The sequence below is a fragment of the Helicobacter sp. MIT 99-5507 genome (assembly GCF_003364295.1).
Taxonomy (GTDB): Bacteria; Campylobacterota; Campylobacteria; order Campylobacterales; family Helicobacteraceae; genus NHYM01.
The window spans coordinates 323,092-338,951 of sequence record NZ_NXLO01000002.1 but is presented as its reverse complement, the minus strand read 5'-3'; the positions used below and the strand labels follow the sequence as shown (position 1 = coordinate 338,951).

Annotated in this window: 15 protein-coding genes; 5 read left to right on the top strand and 10 right to left on the bottom strand. The window is 29.7% G+C overall.

Annotated elements, in window-relative coordinates; translation table 11 throughout:
• Together rny and CQA42_RS08445 are read right to left on the bottom strand one after the other, a co-directional pair.
• A complete protein-coding gene (gene rny, locus CQA42_RS04220) occupies positions 1-1,494 on the bottom strand; it encodes a ribonuclease Y (protein WP_258865569.1) in 1,494 nt (497 codons plus the stop codon).
• The gene (locus CQA42_RS08445; RefSeq protein WP_115583446.1) at positions 1,409-2,134 is read right to left on the bottom strand and encodes a 5-formyltetrahydrofolate cyclo-ligase; all 726 of its coding nucleotides are present in this window, start codon (positions 2,132-2,134) and stop codon (positions 1,409-1,411) included. The genes rny and CQA42_RS08445 overlap by 86 nt, the downstream gene beginning before the upstream one ends.
• Before the next feature lie 81 nt (positions 2,135-2,215).
• Between CQA42_RS08445 and CQA42_RS04210 the strand changes: the two genes are divergently transcribed.
• Together CQA42_RS04210 and glcD are read left to right on the top strand one after the other, a co-directional pair.
• Complete coding sequence (locus CQA42_RS04210; RefSeq protein ID WP_115583445.1) at positions 2,216-2,923, top strand: plasminogen-binding N-terminal domain-containing protein; 708 nt, start codon at positions 2,216-2,218, stop codon at positions 2,921-2,923.
• A 13-nt stretch (positions 2,924-2,936) separates the two neighbouring features.
• Complete coding sequence (gene glcD / locus CQA42_RS04205; RefSeq protein WP_115583444.1) at positions 2,937-4,304, top strand: glycolate oxidase subunit GlcD; 1,368 nt, start codon at positions 2,937-2,939, stop codon at positions 4,302-4,304.
• 207 nt (positions 4,305-4,511) lie between these two features.
• Here glcD and CQA42_RS04200 read toward each other — a convergent pair whose 3' ends face one another.
• From CQA42_RS04200 to CQA42_RS04180, 5 genes are read right to left on the bottom strand one after another with little or no spacing between them, the layout of a single operon-like run.
• Entirely contained in the window at positions 4,512-5,216 is a 705-nt protein-coding gene (locus CQA42_RS04200; protein WP_115583443.1) for an SPOR domain-containing protein, read from the bottom strand.
• Between the two features lie 25 nt (positions 5,217-5,241).
• On the bottom strand, positions 5,242-5,784 hold the full coding sequence (locus CQA42_RS04195) for a DUF1882 domain-containing protein (protein WP_115583442.1): 543 nt from the start codon (positions 5,782-5,784) through the stop codon (positions 5,242-5,244).
• Complete coding sequence (locus CQA42_RS04190; RefSeq protein ID WP_115583441.1) at positions 5,785-7,032, bottom strand: serine hydroxymethyltransferase; 1,248 nt, start codon at positions 7,030-7,032, stop codon at positions 5,785-5,787.
• A complete protein-coding gene (lysS, locus tag CQA42_RS04185; RefSeq protein WP_115583440.1) occupies positions 7,029-8,552 on the bottom strand; it encodes a lysine--tRNA ligase in 1,524 nt (507 codons plus the stop codon). Before lysS ends, CQA42_RS04190 begins: the two co-directional genes overlap by 4 nt.
• A 14-nt stretch (positions 8,553-8,566) precedes the next feature.
• Positions 8,567-9,121 (bottom strand): CvpA family protein, encoded by a 555-nt coding sequence (locus CQA42_RS04180; protein ID WP_115583439.1) that lies wholly within the window; start codon positions 9,119-9,121, stop codon positions 8,567-8,569.
• 279 nt (positions 9,122-9,400) lie between these two features.
• On the opposite strand from CQA42_RS04180, the gene lnt reads away from it, so the two are divergent.
• Positions 9,401-10,741, top strand: a complete 1,341-nt coding sequence (gene lnt / locus CQA42_RS04175; RefSeq protein ID WP_147289255.1) for an apolipoprotein N-acyltransferase — start codon at positions 9,401-9,403, stop codon at positions 10,739-10,741.
• An 8-nt stretch (positions 10,742-10,749) separates the two neighbouring features.
• Here the strand turns inward: lnt and CQA42_RS04170 are convergent, their stop codons facing one another.
• From CQA42_RS04170 to CQA42_RS04160, 3 genes are read right to left on the bottom strand one after another with little or no spacing between them, the layout of a single operon-like run.
• Positions 10,750-11,223, bottom strand: coding sequence for a phosphatidylglycerophosphatase A (locus tag CQA42_RS04170; RefSeq protein ID WP_115583437.1), 474 nt, complete (start codon positions 11,221-11,223; stop codon positions 10,750-10,752).
• 10 nt (positions 11,224-11,233) lie between these two features.
• Positions 11,234-12,154 carry a response regulator gene (locus CQA42_RS04165; protein WP_115583436.1) on the bottom strand — a complete coding sequence of 307 codons (921 nt, stop codon included), beginning with the start codon at positions 12,152-12,154 and terminating at the stop codon, positions 11,234-11,236.
• Positions 12,155-12,181: 27 nt separating this feature from the next.
• On the bottom strand, positions 12,182-13,306 hold the full coding sequence (locus tag CQA42_RS04160; protein WP_258865558.1) for a bifunctional 2-C-methyl-D-erythritol 4-phosphate cytidylyltransferase/2-C-methyl-D-erythritol 2,4-cyclodiphosphate synthase: 1,125 nt from the start codon (positions 13,304-13,306) through the stop codon (positions 12,182-12,184).
• A gap of 113 nt (positions 13,307-13,419) precedes the next feature.
• On the opposite strand from CQA42_RS04160, the gene thiC reads away from it, so the two are divergent.
• Both thiC and CQA42_RS04150 read left to right on the top strand, forming a co-directional pair.
• Complete coding sequence (gene thiC, locus CQA42_RS04155) at positions 13,420-14,727, top strand: phosphomethylpyrimidine synthase ThiC (protein ID WP_115583434.1); 1,308 nt, start codon at positions 13,420-13,422, stop codon at positions 14,725-14,727.
• Entirely contained in the window at positions 14,728-15,792 is a 1,065-nt protein-coding gene (locus tag CQA42_RS04150; RefSeq protein WP_115583433.1) for an Mrp/NBP35 family ATP-binding protein, read from the top strand. It begins immediately after the preceding gene.
• Positions 15,793-15,860 lie beyond the last annotated feature (68 nt).

Genomic DNA, 15,860 nt, shown 5'->3' with positions numbered 1-15,860 from the left:
TTATCTTGCAATTTCTGTTGCACGAATCTCTCTTATCACATTGACTTTAACTTCACCAGGGTATTGAAGATTCATCTCTATTTCTTTTGCAATATCTCTTGCCATTATGATAGTTTCTTTATCATCTACTTGATCAGATCTTACAATAACTCTAATCTCCCTACCTGCATTAATCACATAAGCTTGTTTTACACCAAGCTTACTTAGGGCAATTTTCTCTAGATTCTGTACTCTTTTTAAGAAATTTTCCAATACTTCTTTTCTAGCTCCTGGTCTTGCTCCAGATATAGCATCAGCAGCACAAACTGCAGCAGCTTCTATACTCTTTGCTTCCTCATTTCCATGATGAGCAAGTATCGCGTTTAAAACAACAGGATGTTCTTTGCATTTCCTTGCTAAATCATATCCAATACTAACATGATTACCGCCTAGTTCGTGAGTGAGTGCTTTGCCTATATCATGAAGCAATCCTGCTCTTTTTGCTAGTAATTCATCTCCATCTAATTCACCTGCAATAAGTCCTGATAGATGTGCAACTTCTATTGAATGAGATAATGCATTTTGTCCAAAACTTGCACGATATTTCATTTTTCCAATCATCTTTTTTAGTTCTGTATGCATGTATCCAAGCCCCAAATCAAGGATGACATTTTCTCCATCATTTAAGATAGTTTGCTCCATATCATTTTCGCATTTTTTATATATCTCTTCTATTCTAGCAGGGTGAATCCTACCATCTTCTATTAAAAGATTGATAGTATTTAGTGCTATTGCACGGCGATATAGATTAAAACTGCTTAAAATTATAGTATTTGGTGTATCATCTATTAGCACATCAACACCTGTTATCATCTCTAAAGATTTGATATTACGACCATCTTTTCCAATAATACGACCTTTCATATCATCGTCTGCTAAATGGACTACATTTATTAGCTTTTCAGCACTATATTCACCAGCATATCTAGATGCAGCTAGAGCGATGATATAATTTGCCTTTCGTCTTGCATCCTCTTTTGTTTCTTGCTCATATCTTCTAATAAGATTTGCTTTTTCTATTTTTAGACTATCTTCTAAATGCACTAATAGCATACTTTTTGCTTCATCAATAGATAGGGAAGTATAATTGCTTAGAATCTCAATTAAATCATTTTGCTTTTCTTGATATTTGAGTTTTAAATCATCGATTGCTTGCTGTGATAACAATAATGAATTTCTATCTATTTCAAATATTCTTCTTTCTTCATCTAAGCTTTTAGATTTTTGAGATAGAGCAAATTCTTTTTTATCAACTTCTAAAGATTTTTCTTCAAATTCTTTTAGAGCTTTATGCATCTCATCTTCATATTTTTTTCTTAATTCAATCTCTTCTTCTTTTAGTTTAATTCTTTGATTTTGAAATTTTATTTCAGCTTCTTTTTCTATTGCAATTGCTTTTATTTTTGCTTGCTTTAAAGCTATTTGCTGGTTTGAGATGAATACTTTTCTTGTTATTAAATATACAAATACGCCTGATAAAATTCCACCTACAATAAAACCAATTATTGCCCAAAAAGTCATAATTACCTTTTCTTGTTCCAGTAGATATTATAGTATCGCCAACAATATCGTAACTATCGCCTATTTTTAGGATAGCAAAGTTTAAGATTCTACAAACAAAAATATTATATGGCTTTTTTTTAAGTGTATTATAGAATCTATCATACATTCCTTTGCCAAAACCAATTCTTTTAAAATCAACATCAACACCTAAAATAGGCACTACTGCTAAATCTATTTTATTAAAATTAAAAAATTTTGAATTTTTTGTTTCAAATATATTGTATTTATTTTTTCTTAATGGCAACCTAAAAGGCACAATTTTAAAACTCTCTCCTGTTATAAATGGTAAAAAAATTCTAATACCATTAGTCTTGCGAAGTGTATTAATAAGTGGAAAGATATTTACTTCACTATTCATTGGGGTATAAAGAAGGATATTTTTTGCTTTTTTTTGAAATATTATTTTTTCTATTTGTTTTGTTACTTTTTTGTCATTAAAGATTTCTTTATTTTTTGAGAGTGAAAATAAGTCTTTTTTTGCAAATTTTCTAAATTCTTTTTTTAGATTCTCTTTATTGTTTTCTAGATTCATACCCAAAAGCTCTTTTTTAGTTTTCAATTCTTGTTTTGTTATAATAGCAATCTTTTTAAATTTATTATATTAGGATTTTTTTTGAAAAAGATAATTGCAATTTTGCTAATGATAAATACATTTTTATTCGCTATTGATATAAATAATAAAGTTTTAATTTCGATACCAAAACAAGATTCTACGAGATTGAAGATTCCAGCTCTTGATTTGAAAGTTGGAGAAAGTGGAATTATCACTAGAGAAATCAATAAAAATATATTTATTTTAGGAATTGCAATTGTAGATGAAATAAATGATGGAATAGCAAGCATTAGCACAAGGGAGTTTAAAAATATAAAAGATAAATACATGCCAACTCCACTTGGAAATCCTAGTGAAGGCGATAAGATCACTTTTAGAATCTTATACGATAAAGCATTATTGCTTGCACCAAACCAAACATCATATCAAGAAATCACAAATAATAATAAAAATATAGATTTTTTGCATCCTGATATTTTTATCTCATATCTATCAAGTAATAATATAAATGAACCAAAAAAAGATGATTTTCTTGGATTCTGTAATAAATTTGATATAGGATTAATTTTTATTACAAAAGAAAATAGCATAGAAGTATTCGATTGTCAAAGTTTTAAAGTGATTGCAAAAGATTCTATTATATTAAAAGATACAAGTACACAAAAGCCATTTTTTACAAGGATTAGTGATGATGGCTTAGGTAAATTACTTAATTTAAAAAAAGTAAGAGAATATTTTGATTACTATGGAAATATGCAATCCAATTAATTAAGGGGACGTGATGGGGACTTACAAAAAATTAAGTGATTTTGTTGGTAAAGAAAATTATTATGATGATGAAGCCCACCTGCAAGCTTATTGTTATGATGCAACAAGAGAAAGATTTAAACCAAATTGCGTTGTATTTCCAAGAAATGAAGATGATATATGCAAAATAATGAAATATTGCAATGAAAATCTAATACCTGTCATTCCTCGTGGTGCAGGAAGTGGATTTAGTGGTGGTGCATTACCTTGTAATGGTGGGGTAATACTAGCAATGGAAAGATATTTTAATAATATTTTAGAGATTGATAAAAAAAATATGATAGTTAGAGTGCAACCAGGAGTTGTAAATAAACATCTTCAAAATGCCGTAGAAAAAGAAGGGCTATTTTATCCACCAGACCCAGCAAGCCAAGAATATAGCACAATTGGAGGAAATGTATCTGAAAATGCAGGTGGAATGAGAGCTGCAAAATATGGAATTACAAAAGATTATGTGATGGCACTTCGTGCTGTATTGCCAAATGGTGAGATAATCAATGCGGGTAAAAAAACTATCAAAGATGTCGCAGGATACAATATAGCTGGAATTTTAATTGCAAGTGAAGGGACTTTGGCAGTGATTACAGAAATAACTCTAAAGCTTATTGCAAAGCCAAAATTAAAAAAATCTGCGATGGGAATCTTTGAAAATATAAATGACGCTATGAATGCAGTTTATAAAACTATGGCTAGCGGAATCACTCCTGTTGCAATGGAATTTTTGGACAATCTAAGTATTCGCGCAGTTGAGAATAAATTTAAAAAAGGATTACCACTTGATGCTGGTGCGATTTTGATAACTGAAGTAGATGGGAATCTAGATGAAGAAATAAAATATCAGCTCTCAAAAATAGAAGAAAAGTTTAAAGAAAATGGTTGCAATGATTTTAAGATCGCAAAAGATGAAAATGAGGCAGCAAATCTTTGGTTTGCAAGAAGAAATGTAAGCCAAAGCATTAATATATATGGGAAAAAGAAACTAAATGAAGATATAACCGTGCCGCGAGCAAATCTTCCAGAACTGCTATCTAATATTGATGAGATTGGTAAAAAATATGGATTTAATATTCCTTGTTTTGGACATACAGGTGATGGAAATGTGCATACAAATGTAATGATAGAAGATTTAAAAGATATAGAAAAAGGATATGAAGCAATTACAGAGATTTTTAAGATCACAGTTAAACTAGAAGGCACGCTAAGTGGCGAACATGGAATTGGCCTCTCAAAAGCACCATTCATGAAACTTGCATTTAGTGAAGCCGAAATGGAGCTATTTAGGAATCTAAAAAAAGCATTTGACCCAAACAATATACTAAATCCAGGCAAAATGGGACTATAGAAATATTAAATATTTAGTAAGTCGAAATAAATATATTCTAATAATCATCATAGAATCTAAATAGATTTAGATTCTATGATGATTATTGTGTCATAGCTAAAAAATATTAAAGTTAAATTGCATGACAAAGAAAAATAAACCATATAAATATTAGTTAATATGGGTTTTATTGCACTCAAAAAAATATTTAGGGAGTGCAATAAAAGATTATCTAATTTCTAAAAGAACAGGTGTTGTAATATCTCTTGATACAGCATTTACATCTCTTTGTGCTGCACTTCTACTTGCATATGGTCCAATTAAATATCTAGTAATAACTTTTGAATTTATCATTATTTCTTGAACACGATAGCTATATTTATTCACACTATCTAAAAATTGCTTATTTGGTGTCTTACTAAATGCACCAACTTGAAGATAGATTCCATTTTCAGCTATATCACCATTGTTTCCTCTAGGCATAGAAGTAGCTGATGGTTGAGAAACCTGTGTTCTTGGTTGTGATGTAATGCGAGTAGAGCCAGTTTGTGGCGTTCTAGTTGGCATTTGTATTTTTTCTACCTCATTACTAGATGGCAAAGGTGCTGATGGTATAGATGTGCTAGGTTGTTCTGGTGCATTTTGTTGTCTTGATCTGATTTCTTTTACAATTTGCTCAAATTGAACACTATCATCATTTACTGGAATGCTATTAAATTCATTATTAGTTGGAATATTTGTGTCTAAACCTGTGCTATTTACATCAACTATAACTTCTTCTGTATTACTTGATGATAGATTGAGTGCAATTACTGCAATAGCAATTATCAATACAACAATAGCAATAATTAATAAAATAAGCTTTTTTGTGTTTTTAGATCTTACATCTTCTCCACCTATCAAAATATCATTCAATTCTCTTTTATCATCCATATTTTAACCTCTCTTTAGATTTTTATTACATATGCTTAAGCCAACTAGTTCCACGCTCTTTTGCATAAACACTATATGGCAAAACCAAAATATTAAAACTAGGAGGAACTTCACTCGTGGGGAAAATCCTCCATTGCTTAGGGAAAATAGCTGACAATTTAAAATCTAATGTCTTAGCTATCAACCTAGCTTCACTTAAATCTGTATGTCCTTTATGAATATAAACATGCAAATGACCTTTAGTTTTCGACCTATATGCTGTAAAATTAAGGTATCCTTCATCTCTAAGCAATAATTGTGCCTTATGATAAAATAATTTATCATCTGTGCCATTGAAATCAATAACGATATTTTCAACCTTATTATGTGCATTAATAAGGTTATGTGCTACAATGATTTCATTTTTTAAATGCTTATTAATAATATTTAGACCAAGCAATGAATTAACTCTTTTAAATTTATCAAAAAAGATTCTGCCATTATAGTTAATTTGAACTTTAGAATCATCAATCTTTTGATAATAATGAGATGTATCCATTTTAATCAATTTTAATTCAATTTCTGTCATTTAAAAAATAGCCTTGGGATAAATTCTAAAATCTTGACTAAATTCTTTTATTTCCTGCCTTGTTTTCTCTTGTAAATTAATATCGCTAATATTATCTAATATGTCACAAATTTTATTTGCAATATATTCAAATTCTTTTTCTTTCATACCTCTACTTGTAAGTGCTGGCGAACCAATCCTTAAACCACTTGTAATAAATGGACTTCTAGTATCACCTGGAACCATATTTTTATTTACTGTGATTCCTGCATTTTCAAGTGCTGCATCTGCATCTTTGCCACTAAATGGTTTATTTATAAGATTCATTAAAACCAAGTGATTATCTGTTCCACCACTAACTATATCATAACCTCTTTTTACAAATATTTCACCTAGAATCTTAGCATTTGCTTTGACTTGCTTTGCATGTGCTTTCCATTCTGGTTTTAGATTTTCACCAAAACCAACAGCCTTAGCAGCAATAACATTCATCAAAGGACCACCTTGTATTCCTGGAAACACAGCTTTGTTAATCTTATTGATTATTTCTTCATCATTGCTAAGTATCACACCACCTCTTGGACCACGAAGTGTCTTGTGTGTAGTAGTGCTTACAATATGACAATGAGGGAATGGATTTGGATATTGCTCTCCTGCTACAAGTCCAGCAATATGTGCTATATCTCCAAACAAAATCGCTCCTACACTATCTGCGATTTCTCTAAATCTTTTAAAATCTAGTTCTCTTGTATATGCAGAAAATCCACAAACAATAATATTTGGCTTTATTAATTCTGCATATTCTTGCACTTTATCATAATTTATTCTACCATCAAGCTCAACACCATAAAAAAAGCTTTGATACATTTTTCCTGTTATACTGACTTTTGCTCCATGTGTTAAATGCCCTCCATGGTTTAAATGCATACCTAGAATCTTATCATAAGGCTTTAGCAATGCACTATATACAGCACCATTTGCTTGAGAGCCTGAATGTGGCTGGACATTTGCAAATTCACAATTAAATAGCTTTTTTACTCTATCAATGGCAATTTGTTCAATCTCATCTACAAACTCACAACCACCATAATATCGCTTCTTTGGATAACCTTCTGCATATTTATTTGTTAATATGCTACCTAATGCTTCAATGACACTTGGAAAAGTAAAATTTTCACTAGCAATCATCTCTAAACAATCACTCTGCCTATTCCATTCTTTTTGTATTAAATCAAAAATTACTTTATCTGTTTCTTCCAAGTAGTTCATTCACTATCCTTTTTAATGATATCAAATTCATATTTGAGAGGCTTCATTGCTGGAAATAAAATCACATTTTTAATAATTTTATTGTTTGTTAAAAGCATTACAAGCCTATCAATACCTATTCCCTGTCCTGCTACAGGTGGCATTCCATAACCTAAAGCCCATACATAGTCTTCGTCCATATATTGGGCTTCTTCATCACCTTTTTCTTTTTCTAAAACTTGAGCTTTAAATCTTTCTAGCTGATCTAGCGGATCATTTAACTCACTAAATCCATTTGACATCTCTTTTCCACCGATAAATAATTCAAATCTATCTGCAATAGCAGAATCTTCATCATTTTTTCTTGCTAATGGACTTATTTCGATTGGAAATTCTGTAATAAATGTAGGTTGTATCAATTTAGATTCTACAAAATTATCAAATGCTTCTGCTAAAAGCTTTCCATAATTTAATCCGGATTCTATCTTGATACCAAAATCAATCAAATATTTTTCTAATTTTTCTTTATTATTTACTACATCAAGCGGAATCCCACCAATCTTGCTTAGAGAATCTTTATAGCTAATTTGTGAAAAATTAGTAAAATCAATTTTATCTTCGCCCCATTCAATGATATTTGGGAGATTTAACTTATCTAATAAATATTTAAATAACTCTATTGTAAGTTTTATCAAATCATTGTAAGTTTTATATGCCCAATAAAATTCAATCATCGTAAATTCTGGATTATGAGAATGATCAATACCCTCATTTCTAAAGCTTCGATTTATCTCAAATACACTCTCAAAACCACCTACAATAAGCCTCTTTAGATACAATTCTGGAGCAATACGCAAGTATCTCTCCACATTAAGTGCATTATGATGTGTGACAAATGGTTTTGCATTTGCGCCACCTGGAATTGGATGTAACATCGGAGTTTCAACCTCCAAAAAACCTTTATCTTCAAAAAACTTTCTAAGCAAAGAGATGATTTTACTTCGGATCTTAAATGTCTCTTTTACATCAGCATTCATTATCAAATCAAGATATCTTTGTCTATATCGTAATTCAATATCAGTAAGCCCATGAAACTTTTCAGGTAATGGAATAATAGACTTTGTCAGAATCTTAAAAGAAGTCGCATGTATTGAGATTTGATTTGTTTTTGTTTTAAATGGATATCCGCTAATATTTACTATGTCTCCTACTTCAAGAAGTTTTTTAAACTCTTCAAAATCAGAATCTAAATCATTTTTAGAAATATAAGCTTGCAAAATCCCACTTTCATCTTCAATATCAATAAAAGCAGCTTTTCCCATAAGGCGCACTAATTTTACTCTACCACTTACAAATTCTTTGATATTTGATATATTTGCATCTTCTTTTGCACTATTAGAATCTTTAGCATCTTTATATTTATTTAAAAAATCTACATTAGAAATAGTTTTGATTGCATCATTTGAATAAGGATTCTTGCCAGAATCTCGCATAATATTAGCTTTTTCTATTCTTTGTTGTATATAAATATTTGAAAACAAAACTACTCCTTAAATCACTGCATATTCTTGACTTCATCTAATACTTGATTGCCAAATTCTATTGCATCATCTTTTGTTTCGCTTACAAAATCAGTCTTGACTATAACATCACCAACTTTTATCATTATTGGATAGCAATAACTAGTATCTTGCAACTTTTCTGTAAAGTTTGATAAAAAATTTATTTTTGAAAATGTAAAAAGTATTATTGAAGTGATTAAAAAAATCTTAAGCCCTGCGACAATAACGCCTAAGATTCTATCTAATTTTCCAAGTTTTATAAACTTAACAAATCTAACGACTATTTCAGCCAAAACAATGGATAGAATCCAAATAGCTCCTAAAATAATCATAAAGCCAATAAGATCTAATATTGTTTGACTTTTTAATTTTAAAAATGAATTTATCCATTCACCAAAACCTATATTAAACCTAGATGCGACAATGACACCACCTACTATACCGATAACAGAAAGTGCTTCACGAATAAAACCTGTAAATAATCCCTTGAATGCAAGGATTATTATTATAGCTATAATAATGATATCAAAATAGTTTGCAAACTCCATATAAAAGGCATTCCTTCATTTTAGGTTTAGAATTTTAGCTTTTGTTTAGTAAAAAGTATTTGCATATTTTAACTTAAAGGAACTTAATTCAACGGAAAATAATTCAATTATATGTATTAAAAACTATCAAAAATTATATAAACTTTATATTTTTATTTGACTAAGTATATAGTGTATTAGATTCTAGGCTCGTTAAATTGTCTATTAAAAATTAAGTTATAATTTGCAATAATTTGGCAATTTTAGCACAAGTTTTATTTTATTTATGTGACAAAAATTATGTTTAATATAAGAAAATTTTTTACTAGAGATAATAAACCAAAAATAAATATTTTTAATGCAGAAAACAAAATAAGATATATAATTAAAAATTGGCTATTTATACCATTTATTCTTGCTTTTATTTTTAGCTTACCACTATATGCAAATTTTTATACATATCTAAATGAAGAATATTTTCCATATATTAATGCTATTCTTGTTTTAATATCGCTTTTTACTTATCTTAATATAAATAAAAGATTTGCTTTTAGTTTTGGTTTTTTTATTGGGCTATTTTGGTTTTATTGGATTGGACTTAGTTTTAGATATACAAATTCGGCATATTTAGTATATGTGATTCCTATAATAGTTGGGATTATATATGCGATATTAATTTGGCTTGCATTATTTTTCAATAATATTATATTTAGGGCAATCACACTAAGCCTGATTGGATATGTAACTATATTTGGTTTTGATTGGTTTATACCTGATGCAATGCTATCTTTTAGTATTTTTAAAGTAGATAAAATATCTTTTATCATTATCGTTGCAACACTATCAATAATAAGCATCAAACAAATAAAACTATTACGTTTTCTAGCCATATTTCTACTATTTTTTGCAATTGATTTTGATATTAAAAAAATTAGGATTCCAAATGAAAAAATCCTCCTAACTCAAACAAACATACAGCAAAAAGAAAAATGGGCAGGGAATAATTTAGATAAGATTGTTCAATACAATATTAGTCTAATTGAAAATGCAATAAATGATGGATATAGCATTGTTGTTTTGCCAGAGACCGCATTTCCTATAATATTAAATACAAGTATCTATGAAAATATTGTAGATGAATTAAAAGAATTAAGTACAAAAATAACAATCATTGTAGGCGCACAAAGATATGACGGATTTGGTGTATATAATACAACATATGTATTTAACAATAAACATTACCAATTTGCTGATAAAATATTTTTAGCTCCATTTGGTGAATACATGCCAATACCAGGATTTATAGCAGATTTCTTTTCAAAAATATTCAATATTCGTTATTCTACTTTTGATACACAAGATAAAGAACCAATAAATATATTTGCAGGAAATCTAATATTTAGAAATGCTATTTGTTATGAAGCAACAACAAAAAAAGCATACAAGGATAATCCAAAATATATGATGTTAATAAGCAACAATATATGGTTTAAACCAAGCAATGAGCCTATTCTTCAAATGATGTTAATAAAATATTATTCAAGATTACACAAAACTATCGTATTTCATTCTGCAAATGGTTCAAAAAGTGGGATTATTACCCCAAATATGAATCTTGATTTTAGAGTAAATGGCATTTAGCTTATTTACTAAACAAAAATATCAAGTCCAATATGTCTTAAGAGTATAATAAATATCAATGCAGTGATACCAGCAAAGAATCCTGCCAATGCATCATCACCAACAACACCCAATCCACCTTTTGTATATTTATCTACCTTGCCTATAATAGAAGGTTTCCATATATCATATAATCTAAAAAATATAAATGAAAATATAATTGAAGCAATACTAAATCCAGCAATACTCATAGCAATCCAGATTCCAATTAGCTCATCAATAACAATATATTTTGCATCGTGGATTCCAGTATTTTTTTCATAAATATCAATTTCTTTAATCGCAACAATACTGCATAAAGCTGATAGAGCAAATAAAGTAGATGGAGAAAAGTATAATATCGGAATCCCAACAATAAGCCCAAATAAACTGCCCCATGTGCCAGGAGCTTTTTTGATATGCCCTATATTAAAAAGTGTTAAAAATAATTCTCTTTTATTCAAAAAGATACCTTTATTGTGCTTGACTTTGTTTTACGCTTTTTCTTTGTTTTACTATTCCATATCTTTTGCGTTTTTCCCATAGACTTTTGCGACTAATTCCTAACTCTTTTGCAAGCTCAATATCAGAATACAATCCTTCGTATTTTGCAATCATCATCTTTTCATAATCTTTTACAGGCATTATTTCACCACCTACATCTACACAATTTGTAGTTGTAGAAATATCTGCGATATTACTAAATAGAATCTCTTCTTGAGAGATAAATGAAAACAATACATTTTGTTTATGGAGTTTTGATATTAGCTCATTTCTTTCGCTTTTTTTAATCTGTTCTAACCCTGTTAAATATATAATTTCATTCATATCATTATTTGCATTTAAAATGCTTTTCCAATCAACTTCTTTTAGAGATAAAAAATTAAAATGTATATTTTTCAACCTTGCGTATCTCATAGCGTATATATCTGCACTTCTTTGCGAACTACTTCTTATAATAAATGGCAAGTTATAAGTAAATGGAAATGGTATATTTAATATTCCCTCAATAAATTCAAAATAATTTTTATAAAAAATAACTTCCTTTTGAAGTCTATCAAAATGCCTGTAATGCTCTATTTTTCTAATTAGTTCATCTACAATTATAGGCTTTATAATATAATCATGCATTCCAGCTTTAAACATTTTAGTCACAGTATCATCATTTATATATTTAATCATTACTATAATAATGCTTTTTTGAAATCTCTTAATTACATTGGTGCAGCTACCCTGACAAAAATCATAGGATAATAAAATAATATCAAATACATCATTCTTATCTAATTTTAACTGCAAATCTTTAGAAATAACACATTCATAACCTCTATCTTCCAGCTTATTGCCAATACTTTGTGCTAGGTAAGTATCATTTTCTATAATAAGTATTTTCATAAATAACAGACCTCCAAAAAATTTATATTATAAAAAGAGTTTTAAAGATACGCTAGAGCTTACACAAACTCCCTCACTTCTACCTACAAAACCCAATTTCTCCATTGTAGTTGCTTTGATATTGATATATTGTCTTTGCAAGTTTAAAATATTACTAAAAATTTCTACCATCTCATCTTTGTATGGAAGAATTTTTGGCACCTGAGCCATTATCATAATATCAATATTAACAATCCTAAAACCTACACTATTAATAAAAGTAGCCACCTCTTTTAGTAGAATCTTAGAATCTATATTATCATATTTTTCATCATCTGGGGGAAACCACTCACCAATATCACCTGCTCCAATCGCTCCAAGAAGTGCATCACAAAGAGAATGAATAACAACATCTCCATCGCTATGGGCTTCTAGACCAAAACTGCAAGGTATTTTTACGCCACCTAAATACATATCCTTATTTTTACAGAATCTATGAACATCAAATCCATATCCAATAAAAGTATCATTATTGTTGCTAATATTTAGTTTTTTTAAATCATCTAAAAAAGTTATTTTATCTAGAATCTTAGAGCCTTTTATGCTTACAACTTTACCACCATAATTATTAATAGCGCTACTTTCATCACTAAAATCACCAAGCTTTATAGCTTCTAGTAAAGTTTGCACTCTTGAGATTTGTGGAGTTTGGACTAAATGGATATTATCTCTATTTAGATAATTTTTATTACCATTAGATTCTAAAAATATTGTATCACTCACGCCTATCGTAGGAATTAGACAATCAATAGAATCTAGATTATAAGCAAAAAGATTATCTAGTACCTCAAAATCAAGATTACATCTTGCTGCATCGCTAACTGCAACAAATTCACTATTGACATATTTTAGTGCATTTTGCAAAGATTCTTGCCTGCTATTTCCACCTTGCACTATCTCATAATCACAGAATCTCTTCATATAGGCAATATCTCTAAATGACGCAGTTATTATTACTTTAGAAAAATTATATCTTTCTTGAAACAAATCCGCTACATAAAGCCACATAGGCTTATTGTCTATTCTAATCCATTGTTTTTTGATAGATATATTTTCTCTAAATCTTAAACTCTCCCCTGCACTCATAATAATTAAAGTGATATTTTTTCTCAAAATTTGACCTTTTTATTATTCAAAAAGGAATATTTTATATTTTTTAGGATAATTTTAAGCTTTATAAAATATCTATAAAACTATTTTTATAGATTTAAATTTATGAGGTAAAAATGAGTAATGTAAATACACAATTATTTTATGCAAAACATGACATAATCACAAAAGAGATGGAATTTGTCGCAAATAGTGAAGAATTAGATGTTAATTTAATCAAAAATGAAATTAAAAAAGGCAGATTAATCATACCTGCAAACATCAATCACAAGAATCTAAACCCAATAGGCATAGGAATAGCTACAAAAACAAAAATAAATGCAAACATAGGAAGTTCTAGTATTGAAAATTGTATTGAAAATGAAGTGATAAAAACACAAACTTCTATAAAATATGGTGCTGATACAATTATGGATTTAAGCACAGGTGGAAATCTTGATGAGATAAGAAAAGCTGTTATTGCAAATTCTTGTGTGCCAATAGGCACTGTGCCAATGTATCAAATACTACATGATTTAAAAGATGATATTTTAAATCTATCAGTAGATAAAATGCTTTCTACTTTAGAAAAACAAGCAAAACAAGGTGTAAGCTACTTTACTATACATTGTGGATTCTTATTGTCTCATATGCCACTTATTGCAAAAAGAAAAATGGGGATTGTAAGTCGTGGGGGTAGCTTGATGGCAAGCTGGATGATGCACCACCACAAAGAAAATCCATTTTATAGTGCATTTGATGAAATACTTGATATTTGTAGATCTTATGATGTAAGCCTATCTCTTGGAGATTCTCTTAGACCAGGATGTCTAGCTGATGCAAGTGATGATGCACAATTTAATGAACTAAAAGTATTAGGTGAGTTAGCAAAAAGAGCTTATGATAAAGATGTGCAAGTTATGATTGAGGGACCTGGACATATTCCATTAAATCAAATTGAGCGAAATGTAGAAATTCAAAAGGAATTATGCAATGAAGCGCCTTTTTATGTATTAGGACCACTTGTGACAGATATAGGTGCTGGATATGATCATATATCAAGTGCCATTGGTGCATGTGTAGCGGCTTGGAAAGGTGTAGCAATGCTATGCTATGTAACACCAAAAGAACATTTAGGTTTGCCAAATGCAAATGATGTAAGAGAAGGGATAATTGCATACAAGATTGCTGCACACGCTGCAGATATAGCAAGAGGCAGAATAAATGCAAGAGTTAGAGATGATGCAATGAGTGATGCAAGATATGCTTTTAGATGGGAGGAGCAATTCTCACTTGCCCTTGATAGTGATAGAGCTAGAGAATATCATGATGAGAGTTTGCCACAAGATGTATTTAAAGGGGCGGAATTCTGCTCTATGTGTGGTCCTAAGTTTTGTAGTTATAAAATAAGTCAAAATATTTTTAAAGAATACAAAGGTGCATAAATGAATAAAGAAGTTATTTTAGAAAAATTAAAAGAGATTTTATATCCAAACTTTAAAAGAGATATAGTTGATTTTGGATTTGTAAAAGATATAAAAATACAAGATAAAGCAGTAGAGATTTTTATTGAGATTCCATCAAATAATGCAGATGTTATAGAAAAAATCAAAAGCGAGATAAAAGCAAAGCTAGGAGATTCTACACAAGTTAATATCAAAACTCCACAGATTAAAGAAGAAGAAAAAAAGATTAAAAATATCGCACCAAATATCAAACATTTCATAATGATTAGCTCCGGAAAAGGTGGCGTTGGCAAATCTACAACAAGCGTAAATCTTGCCATAGCACTAGCACAAAGTGGAAAAAGCGTAGGATTGCTTGATGCCGATATTTATGGTCCAAATATACCAAGAATGTTAGGATTAAACTTACAAAAACCGATGGTAGATGAATCTATTATGAAACTAATACCACTAAAAGCTTATGGTATAAAAGTAATGAGTATGGGAATGATGTATGAAGAGGGACAAAGCCTAATTTGGCGTGGTCCTATGATAATGCGAGCAATCGAGCAAATGCTTACTGATGTGCTTTGGGGAGAACTAGATATATTAGTCATTGATATGCCTCCAGGGACGGGCGATGCACAGCTAACATTGGCTCAAAGTGTGCCAATTACTGCTGGAATCTCTGTCACTACACCACAAGTTGTAGCCCTAGATGATAGCGCAAGAAGCCTAGATATGTTTAAAAAGCTAAATATTCCAATAGCTGGGATTGTAGAAAATATGAGTGGCTTTGTGTGCCCTAGCTGTAATAGCAATCATGATATATTTGGAAAAGACACTACAACAAAACTTGCAAAAGAATATGATACAAATGTATTGGCACAAATTCCAATCGAAGGCAAGATTAGGCAAGGTGGAGATTCTGGCAAACCTATCGTGTTTTTTGAACCAACAAGCATAGGAGCAAAGGAATACATACAAGCTGCATACAAAGTAAATGAATTTTTAGAAAATATCGGTGAAGTAACAAATGCAGATATACAACCTACAAAACATTAGAAAGAATGGATTGCTTTAAAGATTCTATTAAGAATCTTTAAATAAGAATTTTATTTTATTAGTATCTT

Bases quoted from the DNA above. Each gene is read 5' to 3' on its own strand.
- CQA42_RS08445 (WP_115583446.1), bottom strand. From the start codon at position 2,134: ATGAATCTAGAAAACAATAAAGAGAATCTAAAAAAAGAATTTAGAAAA.
- glcD (WP_115583444.1), top strand. From the start codon at position 2,937: ATGGGGACTTACAAAAAATTAAGTGATTTTGTTGGTAAAGAAAATTAT.
- CQA42_RS04200 (WP_115583443.1), bottom strand. From the start codon at position 5,216: ATGGATGATAAAAGAGAATTGAATGATATTTTGATAGGTGGAGAAGAT.
- CQA42_RS04195 (WP_115583442.1), bottom strand. From the start codon at position 5,784: ATGACAGAAATTGAATTAAAATTGATTAAAATGGATACATCTCATTAT.
- CQA42_RS04190 (WP_115583441.1), bottom strand. From the start codon at position 7,032: ATGAACTACTTGGAAGAAACAGATAAAGTAATTTTTGATTTAATACAA.
- CQA42_RS04180 (WP_115583439.1), bottom strand. From the start codon at position 9,121: ATGGAGTTTGCAAACTATTTTGATATCATTATTATAGCTATAATAATA.
- lnt (WP_147289255.1), top strand. From the start codon at position 9,401: ATGTTTAATATAAGAAAATTTTTTACTAGAGATAATAAACCAAAAATA.
- CQA42_RS04165 (WP_115583436.1), bottom strand. From the start codon at position 12,154: ATGAAAATACTTATTATAGAAAATGATACTTACCTAGCACAAAGTATT.
- thiC (WP_115583434.1), top strand. From the start codon at position 13,420: ATGAGTAATGTAAATACACAATTATTTTATGCAAAACATGACATAATC.
- CQA42_RS04150 (WP_115583433.1), top strand. From the start codon at position 14,728: ATGAATAAAGAAGTTATTTTAGAAAAATTAAAAGAGATTTTATATCCA.